Below are 22,063 nucleotides of genomic sequence, written 5' to 3'. Positions count from 1 at the left end.
GTAAAAAGCGATGTCCACCCTACACCACCTCGATTGATGCCATCAGGCCGGTTTCCATATGGTCGATCACATGGCAGTGGAACATCCATACCCCGGGATTATCCGCAACCAGCGCAACACGCGCGCGCTCATTCTTGCCCAGCAGGTAGGTGTCCGTGAAATACGGAATGACCTTCTTGCGATTGGAGTCCAGCACCTTGAAGGTCATGCCGTGCAGGTGGATCGGATGCTGGTACTGGCTGAGGTTGCGCAGCTCGAAGATATAGCTCCTGCCCAGCTGCAGGCGGGCAATCGGCCGATCGGCGCAGGTCTTGTCGTTGATATCCCAGGCCTGGCCATTGATCTGCCAGAAGCTGTGCGCCGCACCCTGCTCCAGGCCGACCGATACAGCCCCGGCCCACTCGAAGTTGAAGCGCACAGTCTCGGCAACAGCCAGGTCAGGCTCGGCCACCGGGTTGGCCGGCAGCGCAGGCGGCCAATCAGTTGCGCGGTCGGCACTTTCCTGCGCGCGCAGGGTTGCCAGGCGCAGCGGGCCGTTGCGCAGCGACAACTCAGTACCCGCCGCCGGCACCTTCAGCCCCAGCTCGATACGCATGCCCGGCCCCAGCCAGTACTCCTTGCCCAGCGGCCGAGGCTCGACCGGATTACCGTCCAGCGCATAGATGCGTGCATCCGCGCCAGGCAGGTTGAGGCGATAGGTCAGGGTGTTATCCAGATTGATCAGACGCAGGCGCACCACCTGCCCGGCCGGCAACTCCAGGGTTGGCGCATGCACGCCATTGACCGTACTCAGGCGCCCCGACGTGCCACCCCGCGCAGCCTCGCGCGGTACGCTGAACTCGGTGAACGCGCCCTGCTCGTCGATGTGCCAGCTTTTCAGATTAAGCGTGTGGTCATACCTGAAACCGCTGGGTTCACGCTCCTCGACGATCAGCGCGCCTACCAGCCCACGCCCCAGCTGCTCGGCGCTGGCGACATGGGGGTGATACCAGAAACTGCCAGCATCGGGGGTGATGAAGTTGTAGTCGAAGTACTCCCCCGGCAGCACCGGTGCCTGGGACACATAGGGCACACCGTCCATCTCCAGTGGCAGGCGGATACCGTGCCAGTGGATGGTGGTCGGTACGTCCAGCCGGTTAATGAAGCGTACGCGCAAGCGCTCGCCCTGCCGGCAGCGCAACTCCACACCCGGTGCCTGGCCACCGTAGGCCCAGGCCGGCGTGACATAACCCGGCACCAGCTCGATATCCAGCGGCGCGGCGATCAGTTCATAGTCATGGGTCGCCACATTTTCCGGGCGCCCCAGCCAGTAGCGCACGCCGCCCGCGCCAAGGCCGACAACAGCAAGACCGGCCAGGCCAGCCAGCATTTGTCTACGGGTAAAGGACATAGGCGTTTCCTTGGCCCGGATGCATTCCGGGAAGATATTTATCCGACCCCAAGCCGGGCTCGCAATTGCAATATCTTCTCATTTAAACAACGGGACTGACGACCCCGAAAAGCGGACAGGATGCCGCAGCAGATACAACAAGGGCAGCTCACGCTGCCCTTGTTGCCTACATCACTCCCACTCGATCGTGGCCGGCGGCTTGCTCGACACATCGTAGGTCACGCGGGAGATGCCTTCGATCTCGTTGATGATGCGGTTGCTGACCTTCTCCAGCAGCTCGTAGGGCAGGTGGGCCCAGCGCGCGGTCATAAAGTCGATGGTTTCCACGGCGCGCAGGGCGACGACCCAGGCGTAGCGACGGCCGTCGCCGACCACACCCACCGACTTGACCGGCTGGAAAACCACAAAGGCCTGGCTGGTCTTGTGGTACCAGTCGAAGTTGCGCAGCTCCTCGATAAAGATATGGTCAGCCTGACGCAGCAGGTCGGCGTATTCCTTCTTCACCTCGCCGAGGATGCGCACGCCCAGGCCCGGACCCGGGAAGGGGTGACGGTAGACCATGTCGTAGGGCAGGCCCAGTTCCAGGCCGATACGGCGCACTTCATCCTTGAACAGTTCACGCAGCGGCTCGACCAGCTTGAGGTTCATTTCCTCCGGCAGGCCGCCGACGTTGTGGTGCGACTTGATCACATGGGCCTTGCCGGTCTTGGCCCCGGCCGACTCGATCACGTCCGGGTAAATGGTGCCCTGGGCGAGGAACTGGATATTTTCCAGCTTGCTGGCCTCGGCATCGAACACGTCAATAAAGGTACGACCGATGATCTTGCGCTTCTTCTCCGGGTCGGCTTCGCCGGCCAGGTTACCCAGGAACTGCTCCTCGGCATTGGCACGGATCACCTTGACCCCCATGTTCTCGGCAAACATGGCCATCACCTGCTCACCTTCGTGCAGGCGCAGCAGGCCATTGTCGACGAATACGCAGGTCAGCTGATCGCCGATAGCCTTGTGCAGCAATGCTGCGACCACCGAGGAATCGACACCGCCGGACAGCCCCAGCAGCACATTGGCATCACCCACCTGAGCGCGTACCTGGGCAATAGCGTCCTCGACGATATTGGCCGGGGTCCACAGCGCCTCACAGCCGGCGATCTCCAGCACGAAGCGCGAGAGGATGCGACCGCCCTGCTTGGTGTGGGTCACTTCCGGGTGGAACTGCACACCGTAGTAATGGCGGGTGTCGTCGCTCATGGCGGCGATCGGGCAGCTCGGGGTGCTGGCCAGGATGTGGAAACCTTCCGGCAGACGGGTAACCTTGTCGCCGTGGCTCATCCACACGTCCAGACCGAGCACGCCGTCGGCGTCCACATGATCCTCGATGCCGGCCAGCAACTGGCTCTTGCCGACCACATCGACGCGGGCGTAACCGAATTCGCGCAGGTTGGAACCTTCCACCTTGCCGCCCAGCTGCTCGGCCATGGTCTGCATGCCGTAGCAGATACCCAGCACCGGCACGCCCAGATCGAACACCGCCTGCGGCGCCCGCGGACTATTGGCTTCGTGCACCGACTCCGGGCCACCGGCGAGGATGATGCCGCGCGGGGCAAAGGCGCGAATGTCGTCGTCGCTCATATCCCAGGGGTGCAGTTCGCAATAGACGCCAATCTCACGCACGCGGCGGGCGATCAGCTGGGTGTACTGGGAACCGAAGTCCAGAATCAGGATACGGTGGGCGTGGATGTCGTGGGCCATGGCCATCTCTCGTAGGTATTCACAAATGACACGGGGCTGATCGAACAGCCCCGTTATTCATACATTGCAAAAATCGATTTGCCGCGTCGCGAGCGCCGGGCAGGCAAGGCGGAGAGAAACGAGAAAGCGGAGTTTGCTGAAGCACGCATTTACTCACTTCGTTCGCCCTCCGGGCCGTCCTTTCGGACGTTCACTGGCGAGCCAGTGTCGAGTTTTTCTCCAACGCAGTATGCGCAAGCGCAGCAGCGTCAAATCGATTTTTTAGCCGACGCGGTAGTTCGGCGCCTCTTTGGTGATCTGCACGTCATGGACGTGCGACTCGGCCATACCGGCGCCCGTGATACGCACAAACTCGGGTTTGGTACGCATCTCGTCGATGGTAGCGCAGCCGGTGTAACCCATGGAGGCACGCAGGCCGCCCATCAGCTGATGGACGATGGCGCTCATGGCACCTTTATACGGCACACGGCCTTCGATACCTTCCGGCACCAGCTTCTCGGCACCGGCCGAGGAGTCCTGGAAGTAACGATCCGAGGAGCCCTGGGCCTGGGCCATGGCGCCCAGCGAGCCCATGCCGCGGTAAGCCTTGTAGGAGCGGCCCTGGAACAGCTCGACCTCACCCGGCGCCTCTTCGGTACCGGCCAGCATGGAGCCGATCATCACGGCGGAGGCGCCGGCGACAATGGCCTTGGACAGGTCACCAGAGAAGCGGATGCCACCGTCGGCGATCAGCGGCACACCCGTGCCAGCCAGGGCAGCGGCGACATTGGCCACGGCGCTGATCTGCGGCACACCCACGCCGGCAACGATACGGGTGGTGCAGATCGAACCCGGACCGATACCCACCTTGACCGCATCGGCGCCCGCCTCGGCCAGCGCCCTGGCAGCGTCGCCAGTGGCGATATTGCCGCCGATCACCTGCACCTCGGGGAAGTTCTGCTTGACCCAGCGTACGCGGTCGATCACACCCTTGGAGTGACCGTGGGCGGTGTCGACGATAATCACGTCAACACCGGCTGCGGCCAGCGCCGCAACGCGGTCGGCGGTATCGGCACCGGTGCCGACCGCGGCGCCGACGCGCAGACGACCCTGGTCGTCCTTGCTGGCCAGCGGGTAGGCCTTGGCCTTCTCGATATCGTTGACGGTCATCATGCCCTTGAGGCGGTACTGATCATCGACGATCAGCACCCGCTCGATGCGGTGCTTGTGCAGCAGCTTGCGCACCACCTGGGTGTCTTCGCCTTCCTTGACCGTGACCAGGCGCTCTTTCGGCGTCATCACGTCGCGTACCTTGGCGGCCATATTGGTTTCGAAACGCACGTCACGGCTGGTGACGATGCCCACCAGGTCACCGTGGTGCAGTACCGGCACGCCGGAGATATTGTTCTGCCGGGTCAGATCGAACAGATCACCCACGGTGGCATCGGCCTCGATGGTGATCGGATCCTTGACCACGCCAGACTCGTAGCGCTTGACCTTGCGCACTTCGGCGGCCTGCTGCTCGGGCGTCATGTTCTTGTGGATGATGCCGATGCCACCTTCCTGGGCCATGGCGATGGCCAGACGCGCTTCGGTCACGGTGTCCATGGCGGCGGACAGCAGGGGGATATTCAGCTCGATGCCACGGGTCAGACGCGTTTTGAGGCTGACATCCTTCGGCAAGACTTCGGAATAACCAGGGATAAGTAGAACGTCGTCGAAGGTAAGGGCTTCTTGACTGATACGCAGCATGGCGGGGGCTCCCGGGCGGGAAAATTGGAAGCGCGCCATTATACTCAGACGCCCTGCTTCACTCAATGCAAAGAAGTGCCGAGCCTCCCCCCTTATAAATCAACCCGTATCAGGGACACCGGATAGCCCAGGCGGGCGGCAAACTCGTCGACAAAGCTCTGCTTGAAACCGGCATCGGCCCAGTTGTTGAAGATAAAGCCCAGATTGGAGAAGCCGCAGGGCTGCAGAAACAGGAAGCCGTTGATATCGTCCTCAAAGCCACAGAGCGGGCAGCGGAAGTTGTCGGTATGCCCCGGCATCCACTCCTCCAGACTGTCGAACAACCTTTCACCCACCTCCTGCCTGCACTCGGGGCAGCCGGCCTCTTCAAGAAAGCCCGTGGTCGGAGTATAGATGCAGCGCTTGTAGATGATTTCCAGACCATGCACCGCCTGCCCAAACGGCAACAACTCCGGCCGCTCGACCACCCGCCGCGCGCCCTCGGCGATGCCGTAGCCCATATGCTTATAGGTGCGCCCGCAGGTCGTTAGCTGTTCCTGGATGATGTTCTGCTTGACCAGCCAGCGCACAATCACCCGCGCCCGCGCCTCATGGCCGGGGAAGCTGGAAATCTGCGGCACGATGATCGCCTGCTGCTCACTCATATCAAAACTCGGTTTGCGCTGAAGGCGCGCAGCTTAATGGCCACACGACGCCGGTCAAGGCCAAGCCACTATGGTCGACCGGGCAAAGCCTTTACTATGCCGGCCATGATCAAAGATCCCTTCCAACGCCTGAACCTCGACCGCGAAGTGCTCAGCGTCAGCCAGCTGAACAACCGCGCACGCCTGCTGCTGGAAGATGTATTCGGTGGCATCTGGGTGGAAGGCGAAATATCCAACCTGGCCAGGCCGGCGTCCGGGCATATCTATTTCACCCTTAAAGATAGCCAGGCCCAGGTGCGCTGCGCGCTGTTCCGGCAAAACGCCGCCAAGGTGCGCCAGGCGCTGCGCGATGGCCTGGCGGTCAAGGTGCGTGGCAAGGTTTCGCTGTTCGAGGGGCGCGGCGACTACCAACTGATTCTCGATGCCGTGGAACCGGCCGGCGATGGAGCGCTGCGCCTGGCCTTCGAAGCGCTGAAGGAAAAGCTCAGCGCCGAGGGGCTGTTCGCAGCTGAAGGCAAAGTCGCCCTGCCGCCTCACCCGCAGCGTATCGGCATTATCAGCTCGCCGACCGGTGCCGTGATCCGCGACATCATCAGCGTGTTCCGCCGCCGCGCTCCGCAGGTCGAGCTGTGCCTGATCCCCACCGCAGTGCAGGGCCGCGAAGCCACAGCGCAGATTGTCCGCGCCCTGACCCTGGCCGACGCCCGTGGCTTCGATGCCCTGATCCTGGCTCGCGGTGGCGGCTCGCTGGAAGACCTCTGGTGCTTTAACGAAGAGCCGGTGGCGCGCGCCATTGCCGCCTGCGTCACGCCCATCGTCAGCGCGGTGGGCCATGAAACCGATGTTTCCATCGCCGATTTTGTTGCCGACGTACGCGCCCCCACCCCCTCGGCCGCCGCCGAACTGCTGGCCCCGGACAGCAGCGAACTGCTGCAGCGCCTGTACAGCCTCAAGCGCCGCCTGCTGATGCGCATGCAGCACCGCCTGGAGCGTGAGCATATGCGCCTGGACGGCCTGCAGCGACGCCTGCGCCACCCGGGCGAAGCCCTGCGCCAGCAGGCACAGCGCGTGGATGATCTGGAAATGCGCCTGGCCCGGGCCTTCGAGCGCAGCCTGGGGCAACGCCGCGAACGCCTGAATCACCTGCAGACTCGCCTGCATAGCCTGCACCCGGAACGCAACCTGAAATTGCTGGAGCAACGCCTGCAAGCCCTTGCCGAGCGCCTGCAACGCAGCATGGGCGAGGGCCTAAAGGCTCGCCGCCTGCAACTGCACAGCCAGGTGCAAACGCTGCATGCGGTCAGCCCCCTGGCCACCCTCGGCCGTGGCTACAGCATCCTGCTGGACGAGCGCGGTCGCGCCATCCGCAACGCCGCCGACACCCATCCAGGCCAGCGTTTACAAGCCAAGCTGGGCGCTGGCGAGCTGCTGGTTCGCGTGGAAGATAACCAGCTGGCACCGGTTACTTTTTCACTCCTCGACTAACTCAAAATCGTCCTTACCCCGCACTGCACAATCGGGGCAGAAAAAATCTTCGGGCAAGGCGGTAAAAATGGTGCCAGGGGCAAAGCCCTCGCGGGGCTCGCCGAGCGCTTCGTCGTACTGATACCCACAACCGGGACAGAGGTACTTGGCCATTTACGCCTCCTGGGCAGCAGGTTGCTGGGCGCTGACGCCTGCATAGCGGGCCTCAAGCTCGGCGCGCCGGCCGGGAGCTATGTTGACCTTGTCAAAGTCACCGGCAATATGCGGCAGTGCCAGCAAGCGCTTATCCATTACGCGGTACCACAGCGCAGGCAGCATCGCGATGGCGTACATGCCGAAATAGCCTATAGGCAAGGTCGGCAGATCGGCAAAGCTGCGCAGGCTTTGATAGCGCCGGGTCGGGTTGGCGTGGTGATCGGAATGACGCTCCAACTGGAACAGCAGCAGGTTGGAGGCAATGTAGTCGGCATTCCAGCTGTGCCACGGCTGGCAGTGCTCATAACCACCATTGGCTTTACGCTGACGCAGCAGGCCGTAGTGTTCAATGTAGTTGGCACTGGTCAGTTGCCACCAGCCAAAGAAATTCTGCACCAGCAGAAACGGCAGCATGATCCAGCCGAACACCGCGATCAGCGCACCCTGGATGACCAGAGTCAGTGCATAGGATTGCAGCACTTCGTTGCTCGGGTGCCAAACCGACTTGCCCTGGCGCTCCATGCGCTCTTTCTCACACTGCCAGCCGCGACGAAAACCCGCAGGAATTTCCTTGCAGGCAAATTGGTAAATGTTCTCGCCCATCTTCGAGCTGGCTGGATCTTCAGGGGTGGCCACATGCCGGTGATGACCACGGTTATGCTCGACACAGAAATGCCCGTAACCCGAGACCGCCAATGCAATGCGCGCCATCCAGCGCTCCAGCGCCGGCTTCTTGTGACCCAGCTCATGGGCGGTATTGATGCCCAGGCCGCTGTACAAACCGGCGGTCAATGTCAGCATGATCAAAGCAGGCACGCCAAGGTCGTGACTGGAGATAAACCAGGCAAAGATCACCAGCACCAGCACGTGCATGGGCACCGTTAAAATGGGCAGCCAGCGGTAATACGCATCCGCCTCCAGCTGCGGCACCAGCTCCTCGGGCGGGTTGTTACGGTCCTCACCCAGCAACCAGTCAAGCACACTGACGCCTATATAAGATGCAATCAAAGGCACGACAAACAGCCACTGGTTGTCTGTCAGGTAATACAAACCAATGCCGCTGAGGGCGACCAAGGGATAGAGCAATGACACCAGCCAAAGGTAGCGCTTGCGGTCTTGGTAGGTAATTTCCCCTTTATCAGGGTGCTGCGTAGTGAACCGATGCATCGACTGGCCCTCTGGGCGGTGGTTGATGGTCACCACTCTAAGGCTGCAGCGCATTCACTTACATTGCAGTTAATGACGCAATCATGGTCATTTATCGCCATACTCAACCTATGAACAACGAGCTCAACCAACTGCCCACACCCAGCACCTACACCCGCCTGCTGCTCCAGCGCTGGCCGGAGCAGGCCCGCAACCTGCTGGCCGGTACTGGCCTAGGGGAAAGCCTGCCGGCCAGCAGCACCCATATCAGCGCGGCGCAACAACTGCAGATTTTCCGCAATGTGATGGCGCTGACTGGGCGCAGTGACTGGGGGCTTGTTTTCGGCCAGCAACTCAACATAACCAGCCATGGACCGCTGGGTTTTGCTGCGCTCAGTGCGCCGACCTTAGGCGAAGGCCTGGATGTCCTGGTGCAGTTTGCGCGGATACGTGCGCCCTATATCGGCTTCAGCGCCAGCCTGCAGGACAACCTGCTGTGCTTTAGAGTGGATACTCAGCGCTATGCCTTGGGCGAGCTGGAACTGCCGCTGATTGAGGTGCTGATGCAAATCGCCAGCAGCTATGTCAATGCGGTAATGGGCCACAGCGCCAGCGAGGTGATTCTGCAGTTTGCCTGCCCCGCGCCGCCTCATGCGGGGCTGTATGCCAGTTATTTCGCGGGCCGATGCGAGTTCAATGCCGACACCAATGCCTTCGTCATACCCGCTGGGCTGCGTCGCCTACCCTGCCCCTTGCACGATGAGAAAACATACCGCGCCGCCTTGATGCGCTGCCGCGAAGCGCTCAACAACCTACTCCATCCCAAGGACATCAAGACCCGCGCCGAGCATTGGCTCATGACTCATTTTGATCAGTTCACCACGCTTGGCGATCCCATCAGCCAACCGCGCCTGGACGATCTTGCTGCCGCGCTGGCCATGTCGCCACGAACATTGATCCGCCGTCTGGATGAACACGGCACCAGCTTTCGCAGCCTGTGCAGCGTCCAGAAACAACAACTCGCCTGCCGCCTGCTCAGCGATGCACGCTACTCAGTCAGCGACATAGCGCTGCTGCTAGGCTACAGCGACGCCGCAAACTTTGGCCGGGCCTTTCGCCAGATGACCGGCATCGCGCCTGGGCAATACCGTCGCACTAAACGCTAAGATGCCGCCTGAACAAGCCAATGGCGGTCCTGTTGGATCCCATGGGATTAGCGCGCACAAGCGCTATGCAATTCGACACCCCATATCCACCCTCTGGCGACGGCAGCATGAGCCTGCTTAACCCAGCTAACGGAATTTCTATGCGCCTGCTTGCCCTCTTGATTGCCCTCTGCCTCGCCCTGCCCGCCCATGCCGAAGGCTTTATCAGCCGATTGCTGAACAAGCCCGTACCGGGCGGTGTGGCCGTGGTGGACCTGGGGCCGGCAGCCAGCGCGCCCAGCGTGCGCTATCAGAACAAGCCGGTGCTGGTGATCCATGAGGATCAGCAGCGCTGGATCGCCATTGTCGGCATTCCCCTGAGCGTGAAACCCGGCACTCAACAGATCAGCGTCAGTGGCAGCCAGACCCTGAGCTTCCAGGTGGGCAACAAGCACTACATGGAACAGCGCATCACCCTCAAGAACCTGCAACAGGTCAACCCAAACGCGGACAACCTAGAACGTATCGAGCGCGAGCTGGCCGAACAGACCCGCGCCTACCAGCAGTTCAGCCCCCGCCAGCCGAGCAATCTGCTGTTCGACAGACCGGTGGGCGGCCCGCTGTCCAGCCCCTTCGGCCTGCGCCGCTTCTTCAACGGCGAGGAACGCAATCCGCACTCCGGACTGGACTTTGCGGCCAACAGCGGCACGCCAATCAAGGCGCCGGCGGCGGGCAAGGTTATTCTGATCGGCGACTATTTCTTTAACGGCAAGACGGTATTTGTCGACCACGGCCAGGGCCTGATCAGCATGTTCTGCCACCTGTCGGCCATCGACGTAAAGCTGGGTGACGAGATCCCCCGAGGCGGCCATCTCGGCAAAGTCGGCGCCACCGGCCGCGCTACCGGCCCGCATCTGCACTGGAACGTCAGCCTCAACGACGTCCGCGTCGACCCGGCAATCTTTATCGGCCAGTTCAAGAACTGACATGCCGCGCAATCAACCCGCTTAAAACCCAAAAGCCCAGGCATAAGAACCCAATAAATACCCAATAACGACCAATAATTCCAATTTTTTCGCATTGCTTGCCAGCTTTAACCCAAGCCATTAGGGTTGGCAGCATGAACGCGCCCCATACCCTGATACTCCTGCGCCAATACGCCTGCCAGCGCCTGGCAAGCCCACGACTGCGTGGCTGAGCCCCTCCCCGCCGCTCCCCCGCTATCGTGTTTGCCAGGCCCGTACCCCAAGGATTTGCCATGACCATGCTCAAAGACCCCGCCAAGAAATACCGCCCCTTTACCCAGATCCAGCTCCCCGACCGCACCTGGCCGGACCGGATCATCGACAAGGCCCCCATCTGGCTGTCCACCGACCTGCGCGACGGCAACCAGTCGCTGATCGAGCCGATGGATGCCGAGAAGAAGATGCGCTTCTTCAAGTGCCTGGTGGCCGTGGGCCTGAAGGAAATCGAAGTGGGTTTCCCGTCTGCATCGCAGACCGACTTCGACTTCGTGCGCGAGCTGATCGAGGGCGGCCATATCCCCGATGACGTCACCATCCAGGTGCTGACCCAGGCCCGCGAGGACCTGATCACCCGCACCTTCGAGTCGCTCAAGGGCGCCAAGCGCGCCATCGTCCACTACTACAACGCCACCGCGCCGAGTTTCCGTCGCATCGTCTTCAATCAGAACAAGGCCGGCGTGATCGAGATCGCCGTAGGCGCCGCGCGCATCATCAAGCGCCTGGCCGCCGCGCAGCCGGACACTCAGTGGGGCTTCGAGTATTCGCCGGAAGTGTTCAGCTCAACCGAGACGGATTTTGCCGTCGAGGTGTGCAATGCGGTGATCGGCGTATTCCAGCCGACCCCGGCGAACAAGTTGATCCTCAACCTGCCGGCCACCATCGAGTGCGCCACGCCGAACCACTACGCCGACCAGATCGAGTGGTTCGGCCGCCGCATCGATCGCCGCGACAGCGTGCTGATCAGTGTGCACACCCATAACGACCGCGGCACCGGCGTGGCGGCGTCCGAGCTGGCCGTGATGGCCGGCGCCGACCGCGTCGAGGGCTGCCTGTTCGGCAACGGCGAGCGCACCGGCAACGTCTGCCTGGTGACCCTGGCGCTCAACCTCTACACCCAGGGCGTCGATCCGCAGCTGGACTTCTCCGACATCGACGCGGTGCGCAAGGTGGTCGAGGACTGCAACCAGATCCCGGTGCATCCGCGCCACCCCTATGCCGGCGATCTGGTCCATACCGCCTTCTCCGGCTCGCACCAGGACGCGATCCGCAAGGGCTTCGCCCAGCAGCAGGCCGACGCGGTCTGGGAAGTGCCCTACCTGCCGATCGATCCGGCTGACATCGGCCGCGACTACGAGGCGGTGATCCGCGTCAACAGCCAGTCCGGCAAGGGCGGCATCGCCTTCCTGCTGGAGCAGGAATACGGTATCAACCTGCCGCGGCGCATGCAGATCGAGTTCAGCCAGGTGGTGCAGCGCGAGACCGATCGCCTCGGCCTGGAGATGACCGCCGCGCAGATCTACCAGCTTCTGGAAAGCGAGTATCTGCAAGCCAGCGCGCCCTACGCCCTGAAAGGTCATCGCCTGCAGGAAGAAAACGGCACCAGCGCGGTGGACGTTGAAGTCATCGAGGCAGGGGAAAGCCGGCACTGGCGCGGCATCGGCAAGGGGCCGCTGGAAGCCCTGGTGGCTGGTCTGCCGGTGGCCGTGGAAATCATGGATTACAGCGAGCATGCCATCGGCGCCGGCACCAACGCCCAGGCGGCGGCCTACATCGAGCTGCGCGTCAATGGCGGCCGCGCCCTGCACGGCGCAGGCATCGATGAAAACCTCACCACGGCGAGCTTCCGCGCGCTGTTCAGTGCCCTCAATCGCGCCCTGGCTCAGGCAGCCGAACAGGCCGCCTGATTGCTGGGCAAGCCGTCAGACTACTGACGGCTTGCCCGCCAGGTAATGCGCCGTCGCCTGCAATGCCTGGCCGATATCCGGCCAGTGCAGCTGGTGGCGCTGGGCCAGAGCCTGGGTCGCTGAGGTATCGAAGCGGGTGGTCTGGATAAAATCCAGCGACTCGGCATCGGTACGCAACAACTGCGGCAGCCCCGGAAGTTTCAGCAAGCCCCGCAGCAAGGCAATCGGCAGATGCCGACTCGGTGCCCGCACCCCCAGCGTCTGGGCCAATTGCTGCAGCATGCCCCGCAGGTTGGGCGTCGCGGCATCCAGAGCAAGAATCTCCTGCCCGACCTGCTGCTTATCAAAGGCAGCCGCCACCATGAGTTCCGCCAAGAAATCCACACTGACCAGTGGCAACCAATGCGCCGGCGAGCCCGGTATCGCGCCCAGCCGACCGCTGGCCAGATTGCCAATCAGTCCCGCCAAGGGCTGCGCTGGCAGAATATGCCCGCTGCGGCTGTGGCCACACACAGTGGCCGGATGCACGACCGTGAGTGGCGCCTGCAATTCAGCCATCCGTGCACGCACACGAAAATGCGCCTCCAGCTTGCTGCCCTCGTACCCGCCGCTGCGCCGATAAACCCCGTTCCAATCGGTACGCTCGGGCTGCTGCAGGTCAATGCCGAGGCGCTGCAGATGGCCATGGTTGGCCAGCATAAAGCCGCCTACCATCAGCAGGCGACTGCCCTGTTGCGCTGCAAGCTCTGCCACCGCAACAGCACCCTCAACATTGACTCGGCGCGCCTGCTCGGCCGCCAATCCCCAGGCAAACTGTGCGCCCAGATGAAACACTACAGCCGCCTGATGCACCCGCTCACGGGCAGAGGCGTCCAATCCCAGGCCCGGCAGACCCAGATCACCGACAACGGCTGTGAGCAGATGCCCCTGCCCGCCCAATTGCTCGACCTGCTCACGCAGAGCCGGCAGGTTGTGCGGCCGACGCATCAGCACACTGACCGGATGGCCCCTGTGGGTGAGCAGGGCCAGCAGATGCTGACCGATAAAACCGCTGCCGCCGGTGACAAAACAGGGCTGCTGCATCGCCAATCCTCCTGATTTATTGATGACTCAGGCAGGCTAAACTATCGAGCACACTCTATAGTCAAGCGGGATTTGCATGCGCATCGGCGAATTGGAAAAACGCAGCGGCGCCAGCCGCCACACCCTGCGCTATTACGAAAGCCTGGGGCTGATCAGCGCCCTGCGCCGGGATAACAATTATCGCGAATACTGCCAGCAGACCTTGAGCGACCTGGATTTTATCCGGCAGGCTCAGGGCATGGGCTTTTCCCTCGGCGAGATCGGTGAAATCCTCAAGGCCCGCCGCGAGCAGCAGCTGGACTGCGCCCAGGGCGCCGCACTGGTCAGCCGCAAACTGGCCGAGGTGGAAAAAAAGCTGGCCGATCTGCAACAGCTGCGCGATTTTCTGCGCAGTGAAAAGCTGCGTCTGGAAGCCAGCGCCGCCGAGCAGGCGGCTAGGTCAGGCTAAAGCTGTCGGCGTCCATGTGAGCCGGGAAACGCTCGCGATAGGCCGCCAGCTCCGCAGCCTTGAGGGTTACCCGGAACACACCATCCACCGGCCCAGGCGCAAGCAGTTGCTCACCCTGATAGTCCAGCACCTGGGAATCGCCACTGTAGGCATAGCCCTTGCCGTCCTCGCCGATGCGATTCACCGCCGCCACATAACAGAGATTCTCGATGGCCCGCGCCGGTAGCAGACGGTTCCAGTGATTGCGCCGCGCGGCCGGCCAGTTGGCGGTATAGAGCAGCAGATCGGTGTGCTGCGGGTCGCGGCTCCATACCGGGAAACGCAGGTCGTAGCAGATCAGCGGACGCACCTGCCAGCCCCTGACTTCCAGTAACACCTGCTGCGTGCCCGCACTGTAGTGCTTGTGCTCGCCGGCCATGCGAAACAGGTGGCGCTTGTCGTAATGCGCCAGGCTGCCATCGGGCCGCGCCCAGAGCAGGCGATTGCGGTAGCTGCCATCGGCGGCCTGGATAATCAGGCTGCCGGTGACCACGGCTTGCAACGCCTGGGCCTGCTCACGCAGCCACTGGCTGGTGGGGCCGTCTTCGGGCTCGGCCAACGCTGCGGAGTCCATGGAAAAGCCGGTGCTGAACATCTCCGGCAGCACGACCAGATCGGCGCCACGGGCCTGCTCCAGCAGAGATGCGAAGTGCGCGCGATTGGCGGCCGGCTCCTGCCAGACCAGGCTGGTCTGGATCAGCGCCAGTTCAAGATCGGGTTTGTCGCTCATCTCATTTCACTCGCGTAGGGTGGATGTCGTTTTTCACACCCACCAAGCCCTGGTGAATAACGCTTAGCGGTTATCCACCCTACACCGCACAGAGTTTCTCCGCCGCCTGGCGCAGGGTTTCTTCACGCTTGGCAAAGCACAAGCGCACCAGACGCAAGTCCTGCGGTGGCTGCTGGTAGAACACCGATATCGGAATCGCCGCCACCCCATGCTCACGGGTCAGCCATTCGGCCATGGCTACATCATCCAGATCAGGGCAAATGGCCGAATAGTCAACCAGCTGGAAATAGGTTCCGGCGGCGCGGGTAAAGCTAAAGCGCGAACCCGCCAGCAGGTCGCAGAACAGATCGCGCTTGGCCTGGTAGAACGCCGGCAGCTCCTCCACATGCTCGGGATGCGCGGCCATATAGTCCGCCAGCGCCCATTGCAGCGGGGTCACGCCGCAGAAGCTGACGTACTGATGAACCTTGCGCAGCTCGGCGGACAGCAACGGTGGCGCCACCACATATCCGGTTTTCCAGCCGGTGACGTGGTAGGTCTTGCCAAAGGAACTGACCACAAAGGCACGCTGATACAACTCGTCATGAGCCAGGATGCTGGCGTGCTGGACGCCATCGAATACCAGGTGCTCATAGACCTCATCGCTGATCAGGTAGATATCGCGCTCGCGGATCAGTGCCGCCAGCTGATCCAGTTCGGCGCGGGAGATCAGCGCCCCGCTGGGGTTATGCGGGCTGTTGAGGATAACCAGGCGAGTCTTGTCGCTTAGCGCATCCTGCAGGCGCTGCCAATCGATACTGAACCCCGGCAAGGCCAGCGGCACATGCACACAGCGTCCGCCTGCCAGCTGCACCGAAGGCTCGTAGCTATCGTAGCTGGGGTCGAAGACGATCACTTCATCACCCGGCTGGATCAGTGCCTGGATGGCACAGAAGATACCCTGGGTCGCCCCGGGCACTATGGTCACCTCGCTATCTGCACTGACCGTTCGGCCATAGCAACGCGCCACCTTGGCCGCCACCTGCTCGCGCAGCGCCGGCAAGCCGGTCATCGGTGCGTACTGGTTATGCCCGGCAGCAATATGCCGCCCAACCGCCTCGCGCAGCGCCAGCGGGCCATCAAAATCAGGGAATCCCTGGGACAGATTGAGTGCGCCGGTTTCCGCGGCGAGCTGCGACATGCGGGTAAAGATGGTGGTGCCGACGTTCGGCAGCTTGCTGATAATCATCGAGGCAGCATCCGGCTTGAGTGCTAACAGGCTGTTGAAAAACGTAGGCGAGGCAGACAAGACAAGGCAAAAACAGGCGAGGAAGCGGAGTTTACGAGCTGTAAATGAGCATTCCGAGCCTGTTTTTAACGCAGTATTGTCAACGTAGGTAGGTTTTCATCAGCCTGGGAGTGATGGCGCAGGATAGCCGATCACCCAGAAAGGCAAAAGGCACCCGCAGGTGCCTTTATAGAGCGTTTGAGTCCAGGCTTAGCGCTTGTCCTTACGCTTTTTCTCGGCCTTCTTGTGGTGGCTCATCAGGCGCCGCTTCTTGTTCACCTGGCGATCGGTCAGGGTGTTTTTCTTACCCTCGTAGGGGTTCTCGCCTCCCTTGTATTCGATACGAATCGGCGTACCCACCAGTTTCAGTACGCGCCGGTAGGTGTTCTCCAGATAGCGCGTATAGGACTTGGGCACGGCCTCGACCTGGTTGCCGTGGATCACGATCAGCGGCGGGTTGGCGCCACCCAGGTGGGCATAACGCAGCTTGATGCGGCGGTTGTTGACCATGGGCGGGGCGTGATCGCTGACCGCATCTTCGAGAATCTGCGTCAGGCGGCTGGTGGGCCAGCGGGTGATGGCCGACTTGAACGAGGCCTGCACCGACTTGTACAGGTTGCCCACGCCGGTGCCATGCAGGGCCGAGATAAAGTGGATATCGGCAAAGTCGACGAAGAACAGCCGGCGCTGCAATTCGGTCTTCACGTAGTCGCGCTCGCTGGGCTCCATGCCGTCCCATTTGTTCAGGGCGATCACCAGCGCGCGGCCGCTTTCCAGCACGAAACCGAGCAGGTTGAGGTCGTGGTCCACCACCCCTTCACGGGCGTCCATGACGAACACCACCACGTTGGAATCCTGGATGGCCTGCAGAGTCTTGACCACCGAAAATTTTTCCACCGCTTCGAAGATCTTGCCGCGGCGGCGCACCCCGGCGGTGTCGATCAGGGTGTACTTCTCGTCATCGCGCTCGAAGGGGATATAGATGCTGTCGCGGGTGGTGCCAGCCTGGTCATAGACGATCACACGCTCTTCACCGAGCATGCGATTGACCAGGGTCGACTTGCCGACGTTGGGGCGGCCGATGATCGCCAGCTTGATCCCGTCCTTCTCACTCGGGCCGGGAATGCGCTTGGCTTCCTGACCTTCGAGCACAACCTCCTCTTCCTCGCCCTCTTCCGGCTCGCTGGCATCCTTGGGGAAGGAACCGAGCACGGCTTCGAGCATCTGGGTGATGCCGCGACCATGTGCGCCGGCAATGGCCAGGGACTCGCCCATGCCCATACTGGCGAATTCGGCGCGGGCCAGATCGGTGTCGAGGTTGTCGACCTTGTTGATCACCAGAAAGCTGCGCTTGTTACGCCGACGCAGGTGCTCGCCGATCATCTGGTCGGAGGCGGAAAGACCGGCACGGGCGTCCACCAGAAACAGCACGGCATCGGCCTCTTCGATGGCCTGCAGAGACTGCTCGGCCATCTTCGCGTCGATGCCTTCCTCGTCACCGGAAATACCCCCGGTGTCGATCACGATATAGGTTCGCCCCTGCCACTTGGCCTCGCCGTACTGGCGATCACGGGTCAGACCAGACAGGTCGCCGACAATCGCGTCACGGGACTTGGTCAAGCGGTTAAACAGGGTGGACTTGCCGACGTTCGGGCGGCCCACCAGGGCAATTACGGGAACCATCAGGCTCTCCACTTCGTTATTTCAGAAAATACAAAAGCCGCTGCACGGGCAGCGGCCGGATTTTTGTTTCGGCCTGACTGCACAGCAGCGATGCTGTGCAGCATAGCCAAAGGCGTTACTTGATGGTCAGTGCCACCAGGTTACCGCCATTGCCAAAGGCATACAGCCAGTCCCCCACCACCAGCGGACGGGCACGCAGACCATCACTGTCGATGCGCTCACGACCGACAAAACGGCCATCCACCTGACTGATCAGGTGCAGGTAACCTTCCAGGTCACCGAAGGCCACATAGCTGGAGAATACTTCCGGTGCCGACAGCTGGCGACGAGCCAGGGCATCGTTGCTCCACAGTGCCGAAGCGCTGCGCTCATCGATACCTTCCACGGTGCCACTGGCCAGGCTGACATAGACGTTGCCAAAGCCCTGGGCCACACCCACCGAGCTGGAGGCCTCGCGTTGCCAGAGGATACGGCCGCTTTCCAGTTCCATGGCAGCCACACGCCCCTGGTAGCTCACGGCATACAGGGTACCGCCAGACAGCAGCAGGCCACCGTCGATATCCACCACCCGCTCAAGTTCGGAGCGGCCTTGGGGAATGGCCACACGTTGTTCCCACACCGGGATGCCACGCTGGGCGTCCAGGGCAATCACCTTGCCGCTGGACAGTCCCGCAATGGCCAGACGATTGGTCAGCACCGGGCTGCCGGTGCCGCGCAGGGTCAATACCGCCGGGGTGTTTTCGAAAATCCAGCGCTGATTGCCGGTGTCGGCATCGAAGGCGATCAGGCGGTCATCCTGGGTCTGCACCAGCACCACATCGCCATTGACCGCAGGCGCGGACAGGACTTCGCTGGTCACCCGAGCGCGCCATTTCTCTTCACCGCTGCTGGCATCCAGGGCGATCACCTCACCCTTGAGCGTGCCCATGGTTACCAGACCATAACCCGCGCCCACGGCACCGGAAACCGGAACCTCCAGATCGTTCTTCCACAGCACCTTGCCACTCAGGCGATCCAGGGCCACGACCAAGCCTTCGACATCGGCGGCGAACAGGCGATCACCTTCGACAGCCGGGGTCAGCATATTGAAGGTTTCGCCCTGCCCCTTGCCAATGGAGCGACTCCACTCTTTCTTCAGCTGCACTTCGCGCTCAAACTTCGGCAGTTCGGCTGGCGGCAATTCCTTTTTGGTGTTGCTGCTGCAACCCACGACCACGACGGCCAAGGCCAGCACTGCGGCATTCTTCCAGCGCATCACGTCACGCATCCCCTTTTGCCAGGTCATCCAGCTTCATTTGCAAACCGCCGAGGGCGGCATCTTCGGAAACAGCGGCCTTGGCCCTGGTGTAAGCCTCATAGGCTTCATCATGACGGCCAAGACGAACCAGCAAATCACCGCGCAGCTCTTCACGACTGGCCAAGAAAGCGCCATCGGCGGCTTTGGCATCCAGCACCTGCAAGGCCTGCTCGGTCTTGTCCTGGGCCGAAAGCACCCGTGCTAAACGCTGCCGAGCCAGCTCGCCGAGGTTGTTGTCGGCGGGCTTATCGACGATGGCTTGCAGCTCAAGGGCTGCATCATCCAGCTTATTCGCCTCGACTGCCAGCTTGGCCACGAACAGACTGGCGTACTGAGCGTAGTGACTACCGGAGAACTCGCTTTTGAGTTTGCCGGCCAACTCGACAACCTTGGCAGTATCGCTCTGACCGGCAGGAGTAAGGGCTTCTTCCAGGAGCTGCTGATAAAGCATGGAGGCGCCATGGGACTGGTTGGCCTGGTATTTCTGCCAGCCTTGCCAGCCAAAAACCGCCACCAGCGCCAACAGCACCCCCGTCACCAGCGGCATGCCGTTGCGCTGCCACCACTCCTTGATTACCGCCAGTTCTTCTTCATCGGTACGCGAAACCACCCCAGTACTCCTATTCGCTTATGCTTATCGCAGGCGATAGCACACCTGCATTATTCGATATCTGCCGAAACACTCAGGCCTTGGCGATGCTCTCGCTCAGGTAGGCACCCAGGGCGTCCCAGGCAATACTCTGCTGTTCGCCCTGATCACGCAGCGGCTTGCAACCTACCACTTGCTGGGCCAGTTCGTCTTCCCCCAGCACCAGGGCATAGAGCGCACCGCTCTTGTCGGCCTTCTTCAGCTGGCTCTTGAAACTGCCTGCGCCGGCATTGACCTGCAGACGCAGACCCGGCACTTGATCACGCAACCGCTCGGCCAGGGCCAGGGCTGCCAGTTCGGCAGGCTCGCCAAAGGCGCAGAGGTAAACATCAACCTGACGTGCGATTTCGCCAGGCACTTTACCCAGAGTTTCCAGCAATAGCACCAAACGCTCGACCCCCATGGCAAAGCCCACCCCCGGGGTCGGCTTGCCGCCCATCTGCTCAACCAGGCCATCGTAGCGGCCACCGGCGCAGACCGTGCCCTGGGAGCCCAGCTCACTGGTCACCCACTCGAACACCGTCTTGCTGTAGTAATCCAGCCCGCGCACAAGCTTGGGATTGATGACATAGGGCACGCCGGCCGCATCCAGGCGGGCCTTGAGCCCCTCGAAGTGGGCCTTGGACTCTTCATCCAGGTAGTCTGCCAGCTTCGGCGCATCCACCAGCAGCGCCTGGGTTTCTGGCACCTTGCTGTCGAGCACACGCAGCGGGTTACTGCCCATGCGCCGACGGCTGTCTTCATCCAGCTGCTCGGCATGGGCGGTCAGGAACTGGACCAGGGCATCACGATAAACTGCACGCGCGGCGCTTGTGCCCAGGCTGTTGAGCTCCAGGGTGACCGCCTCGCGGATACCCAGCAGCTGCCACAGGCGCCAGGTCATGATGATCATCTCGGCGTCGATATCCGGGCCGTCGATATTGAAGACTTCCACGCCGATCTGGTGGAACTGGCGATAACGCCCCTTCTGCGGGCGCTCGTGGCGGAACATCGGGCCGATATACCAGAGTTTCTGAGTCTGCCCGCCACCGGCCAGACCATGCTCAAGCACGGCACGCACACAGGCCGCGGTGCCTTCAGGGCGCAGGGTCAGAGAGTCACCGTTGCGGTCATCGAAGGTGTACATCTCCTTCTCGACGATATCGGTGACCTCGCCGATGGAGCGTTTGAACAGCTCGGTGAATTCGACGATGGGCATGCGGATCTGCCGATAGCCGTAGCCATCCAGGAGATTGGCCACGGTGCCTTCGAAATAGCGCCAGAGAGGGGTCTGCTCGGGGAGGATGTCGTTCATGCCACGAATGGCTTGCAGAGGCTTGCTCAATTCTTTTCCTTAACGGGTATCAGCTGCGAACGATCAATGCGGCGTCAGCCGCCAGCTTGTCGGCCGCTTTCTGGCGGATCAGCTTTTCCAGCTCATCGACCAGGTTGTCATTGGTCAGTTTTTGCGCCGGTTTGCCGTCGATATAGATCAGGTTGGGCGAACCGCCAGTCAGGCCGATATGGGCCTCCTTGGCTTCGCCCGGACCATTGACCACGCAACCGATCACCGCCACGTCCAGCGGCACCAGCAGGTCTTCGACACGCTGCTCCAGCTCGTTCATGGTCTTCACCACGTCGAAGTTCTGCCGCGAGCAGCTGGGGCAGGCAATAAAGTTGATGCCCCGCGAGCGCAGACGCAGGGACTTGAGGATGTCGTAGCCGACCTTGATCTCTTCCACCGGATCGGCGGCCAGGGAGATGCGGATGGTATCGCCAATCCCCTCGGCCAGCAGCATGCCCAGGCCCACCGCCGACTTCACGGTACCGGAGCGCAGGCCGCCAGCCTCGGTGATGCCCAGATGCAGCGGCTGCTCGATCTGCTTGGCCAGCAGGCGATAAGCCGCCACGGCCATAAACACGTCGGAGGCCTTTACGCTGACCTTGAAGTCGGGGAAGTTCAGCCGATCCAGATGTTCGACATGGCGCAGGGCCGACTCAACCAGGGCCTCCGGGGTCGGCTCGCCATATTTCTTCTGCAGGTCTTTTTCCAGGGAACCGGCATTGACCCCGATGCGAATCGGGATGCCACGATCCCGGGCTGCTTCCACAACGGCCCGCACCCGGTCTTCGCGGCCGATATTGCCCGGATTGATACGCAGGCAGTCGACGCCCAGTTCCGCCACGCGCAAGGCGATCTGGTAATCGAAGTGGATATCGGCGACCAGCGGCACGCGTACCTGCTGCTTGATCTTGCCAAACGCTTCGGCGGCATCCATATCCGGCACGGATACGCGCACGATGTCGGCACCAGCATCTTCCAGGCGGCGGATCTGCGCCACGGTAGCGGCCACATCATTGGTGTCGGTGTTGGTCATGCTCTGCACGGCAATGGGCGCATCGCCACCCACCGGCACCGAGCCCACCCAGATTTTGCGCGACAGACGACGCTTGATCGGTGATTCACAATGCAT

Annotated in this window: 19 protein-coding genes; 5 read left to right on the top strand and 14 right to left on the bottom strand. The window is 62.0% G+C overall.

Features of this window, described 5'->3' with window-relative positions; all coding sequences use genetic code 11:
• Positions 1-19: 19 nt before the first annotated feature.
• From GJV18_RS07510 to GJV18_RS07495, 4 genes are all read right to left on the bottom strand, one after another.
• The gene (locus GJV18_RS07510) at positions 20-1,390 is read right to left on the bottom strand and encodes a multicopper oxidase family protein (RefSeq protein WP_160344071.1); all 1,371 of its coding nucleotides are present in this window, start codon (positions 1,388-1,390) and stop codon (positions 20-22) included.
• 171 nt (positions 1,391-1,561) lie between these two features.
• A complete protein-coding gene (guaA, locus tag GJV18_RS07505; protein WP_160344070.1) occupies positions 1,562-3,139 on the bottom strand; it encodes a glutamine-hydrolyzing GMP synthase in 1,578 nt (525 codons plus the stop codon).
• Between the two features lie 261 nt (positions 3,140-3,400).
• The gene (gene guaB / locus GJV18_RS07500) at positions 3,401-4,870 is read right to left on the bottom strand and encodes an IMP dehydrogenase (protein ID WP_160344069.1); all 1,470 of its coding nucleotides are present in this window, start codon (positions 4,868-4,870) and stop codon (positions 3,401-3,403) included.
• Positions 4,871-4,962: 92 nt separating this feature from the next.
• On the bottom strand, positions 4,963-5,514 hold the full coding sequence (locus tag GJV18_RS07495; protein WP_160344068.1) for a sugar ABC transporter ATPase: 552 nt from the start codon (positions 5,512-5,514) through the stop codon (positions 4,963-4,965).
• Positions 5,515-5,619: 105 nt separating this feature from the next.
• Here GJV18_RS07495 and xseA point away from each other — a divergent pair, with 105 nt between their 5' ends.
• Positions 5,620-6,999 (top strand): exodeoxyribonuclease VII large subunit, encoded by a 1,380-nt coding sequence (gene xseA / locus GJV18_RS07490; protein WP_160344067.1) that lies wholly within the window; start codon positions 5,620-5,622, stop codon positions 6,997-6,999.
• Here xseA and GJV18_RS07485 read toward each other — a convergent pair.
• Both GJV18_RS07485 and GJV18_RS07480 read right to left on the bottom strand, forming a co-directional pair.
• Positions 6,985-7,152, bottom strand: a complete 168-nt coding sequence (locus tag GJV18_RS07485; protein WP_160344066.1) for a rubredoxin — start codon at positions 7,150-7,152, stop codon at positions 6,985-6,987. The two genes, xseA and GJV18_RS07485, sit on opposite strands and share 15 nt — an antisense overlap.
• Positions 7,153-8,175: an alkane 1-monooxygenase gene (locus GJV18_RS07480; protein WP_218571972.1), complete on the bottom strand. Its 1,023-nt coding sequence runs from the start codon at positions 8,173-8,175 to the stop codon at positions 7,153-7,155.
• Positions 8,176-8,444: 269 nt separating this feature from the next.
• Between GJV18_RS07480 and GJV18_RS07475 the strand changes: the two genes are divergently transcribed.
• From GJV18_RS07475 to leuA, 3 genes are all read left to right on the top strand, one after another.
• A complete protein-coding gene (locus tag GJV18_RS07475; RefSeq protein ID WP_160344064.1) occupies positions 8,445-9,506 on the top strand; it encodes an AraC family transcriptional regulator in 1,062 nt (353 codons plus the stop codon).
• Between the two features lie 140 nt (positions 9,507-9,646).
• Positions 9,647-10,471, top strand: coding sequence for a peptidoglycan DD-metalloendopeptidase family protein (locus GJV18_RS07470; RefSeq protein WP_160344063.1), 825 nt, complete (start codon positions 9,647-9,649; stop codon positions 10,469-10,471).
• Between the two features lie 272 nt (positions 10,472-10,743).
• Positions 10,744-12,414, top strand: coding sequence for a 2-isopropylmalate synthase (leuA, locus tag GJV18_RS07465; protein ID WP_160344062.1), 1,671 nt, complete (start codon positions 10,744-10,746; stop codon positions 12,412-12,414).
• A 15-nt stretch (positions 12,415-12,429) separates the two neighbouring features.
• Here leuA and GJV18_RS07460 read toward each other — a convergent pair whose 3' ends face one another.
• Entirely contained in the window at positions 12,430-13,497 is a 1,068-nt protein-coding gene (locus tag GJV18_RS07460) for an SDR family oxidoreductase (RefSeq protein WP_160344061.1), read from the bottom strand.
• A gap of 76 nt (positions 13,498-13,573) precedes the next feature.
• Between GJV18_RS07460 and GJV18_RS07455 the strand changes: the two genes are divergently transcribed.
• Positions 13,574-13,945 carry a MerR family DNA-binding protein gene (locus tag GJV18_RS07455; protein WP_160344060.1) on the top strand — a complete coding sequence of 124 codons (372 nt, stop codon included), beginning with the start codon at positions 13,574-13,576 and terminating at the stop codon, positions 13,943-13,945.
• On the opposite strand, the gene GJV18_RS07450 is transcribed toward GJV18_RS07455, so the two are convergent.
• From GJV18_RS07450 to ispG, 7 genes are all read right to left on the bottom strand, one after another.
• Complete coding sequence (locus GJV18_RS07450; RefSeq protein ID WP_160344059.1) at positions 13,932-14,714, bottom strand: amidohydrolase; 783 nt, start codon at positions 14,712-14,714, stop codon at positions 13,932-13,934. The two genes, GJV18_RS07455 and GJV18_RS07450, sit on opposite strands and share 14 nt — an antisense overlap.
• A 79-nt stretch (positions 14,715-14,793) precedes the next feature.
• The gene (locus GJV18_RS07445; protein ID WP_160344058.1) at positions 14,794-15,942 is read right to left on the bottom strand and encodes a pyridoxal phosphate-dependent aminotransferase; all 1,149 of its coding nucleotides are present in this window, start codon (positions 15,940-15,942) and stop codon (positions 14,794-14,796) included.
• Positions 15,943-16,191: 249 nt separating this feature from the next.
• Complete coding sequence (gene der, locus GJV18_RS07440) at positions 16,192-17,664, bottom strand: ribosome biogenesis GTPase Der (protein WP_160344057.1); 1,473 nt, start codon at positions 17,662-17,664, stop codon at positions 16,192-16,194.
• 115 nt (positions 17,665-17,779) lie between these two features.
• Positions 17,780-18,931 carry an outer membrane protein assembly factor BamB gene (bamB, locus tag GJV18_RS07435; RefSeq protein ID WP_160346030.1) on the bottom strand — a complete coding sequence of 384 codons (1,152 nt, stop codon included), beginning with the start codon at positions 18,929-18,931 and terminating at the stop codon, positions 17,780-17,782.
• Complete coding sequence (locus GJV18_RS07430; protein ID WP_218572065.1) at positions 18,924-19,508, bottom strand: tetratricopeptide repeat protein; 585 nt, start codon at positions 19,506-19,508, stop codon at positions 18,924-18,926. The genes bamB and GJV18_RS07430 overlap by 8 nt, the downstream gene beginning before the upstream one ends.
• Before the next feature lie 136 nt (positions 19,509-19,644).
• Positions 19,645-20,934, bottom strand: coding sequence for a histidine--tRNA ligase (gene hisS, locus GJV18_RS07425; protein WP_160344055.1), 1,290 nt, complete (start codon positions 20,932-20,934; stop codon positions 19,645-19,647).
• 19 nt (positions 20,935-20,953) lie between these two features.
• A complete protein-coding gene (gene ispG / locus GJV18_RS07420; protein ID WP_160344054.1) occupies positions 20,954-22,063 on the bottom strand; it encodes a flavodoxin-dependent (E)-4-hydroxy-3-methylbut-2-enyl-diphosphate synthase in 1,110 nt (369 codons plus the stop codon).

It is taken from the genome of Pseudomonas xionganensis (assembly GCF_009763245.1).
In the GTDB taxonomy this organism is placed as follows: domain Bacteria; phylum Pseudomonadota; class Gammaproteobacteria; order Pseudomonadales; family Pseudomonadaceae; genus Aquipseudomonas; species Aquipseudomonas xionganensis.
Note: the sequence above shows the minus strand (reverse complement) of the source record. Positions and strands in the feature narration are given on the sequence as shown.

What these genes read in the sequence shown, in the direction of transcription:
- GJV18_RS07460 (WP_160344061.1), bottom strand. Translation starts at nt 13,497, where the DNA reads ATGCAGCAGCCCTGTTTTGTCACCGGCGGCAGCGGTTTTATCGGTCAG.
- GJV18_RS07470 (WP_160344063.1), top strand. Translation starts at nt 9,647, where the DNA reads ATGCGCCTGCTTGCCCTCTTGATTGCCCTCTGCCTCGCCCTGCCCGCC.
- GJV18_RS07455 (WP_160344060.1), top strand. Translation starts at nt 13,574, where the DNA reads ATGCGCATCGGCGAATTGGAAAAACGCAGCGGCGCCAGCCGCCACACC.
- GJV18_RS07485 (WP_160344066.1), bottom strand. Translation starts at nt 7,152, where the DNA reads ATGGCCAAGTACCTCTGTCCCGGTTGTGGGTATCAGTACGACGAAGCG.
- ispG (WP_160344054.1), bottom strand. Translation starts at nt 22,063, where the DNA reads ATGCATTGTGAATCACCGATCAAGCGTCGTCTGTCGCGCAAAATCTGG.
- GJV18_RS07430 (WP_218572065.1), bottom strand. Translation starts at nt 19,508, where the DNA reads ATGCCGCTGGTGACGGGGGTGCTGTTGGCGCTGGTGGCGGTTTTTGGC.
- GJV18_RS07445 (WP_160344058.1), bottom strand. Translation starts at nt 15,942, where the DNA reads ATGATTATCAGCAAGCTGCCGAACGTCGGCACCACCATCTTTACCCGC.
- xseA (WP_160344067.1), top strand. Translation starts at nt 5,620, where the DNA reads ATGATCAAAGATCCCTTCCAACGCCTGAACCTCGACCGCGAAGTGCTC.
- GJV18_RS07495 (WP_160344068.1), bottom strand. Translation starts at nt 5,514, where the DNA reads ATGAGTGAGCAGCAGGCGATCATCGTGCCGCAGATTTCCAGCTTCCCC.
- bamB (WP_160346030.1), bottom strand. Translation starts at nt 18,931, where the DNA reads ATGCGTGACGTGATGCGCTGGAAGAATGCCGCAGTGCTGGCCTTGGCC.
- leuA (WP_160344062.1), top strand. Translation starts at nt 10,744, where the DNA reads ATGACCATGCTCAAAGACCCCGCCAAGAAATACCGCCCCTTTACCCAG.
- GJV18_RS07510 (WP_160344071.1), bottom strand. Translation starts at nt 1,390, where the DNA reads ATGTCCTTTACCCGTAGACAAATGCTGGCTGGCCTGGCCGGTCTTGCT.
- GJV18_RS07450 (WP_160344059.1), bottom strand. Translation starts at nt 14,714, where the DNA reads ATGAGCGACAAACCCGATCTTGAACTGGCGCTGATCCAGACCAGCCTG.
- der (WP_160344057.1), bottom strand. Translation starts at nt 17,664, where the DNA reads ATGGTTCCCGTAATTGCCCTGGTGGGCCGCCCGAACGTCGGCAAGTCC.
- guaB (WP_160344069.1), bottom strand. Translation starts at nt 4,870, where the DNA reads ATGCTGCGTATCAGTCAAGAAGCCCTTACCTTCGACGACGTTCTACTT.
- GJV18_RS07475 (WP_160344064.1), top strand. Translation starts at nt 8,445, where the DNA reads ATGGTCATTTATCGCCATACTCAACCTATGAACAACGAGCTCAACCAA.
- guaA (WP_160344070.1), bottom strand. Translation starts at nt 3,139, where the DNA reads ATGGCCCACGACATCCACGCCCACCGTATCCTGATTCTGGACTTCGGT.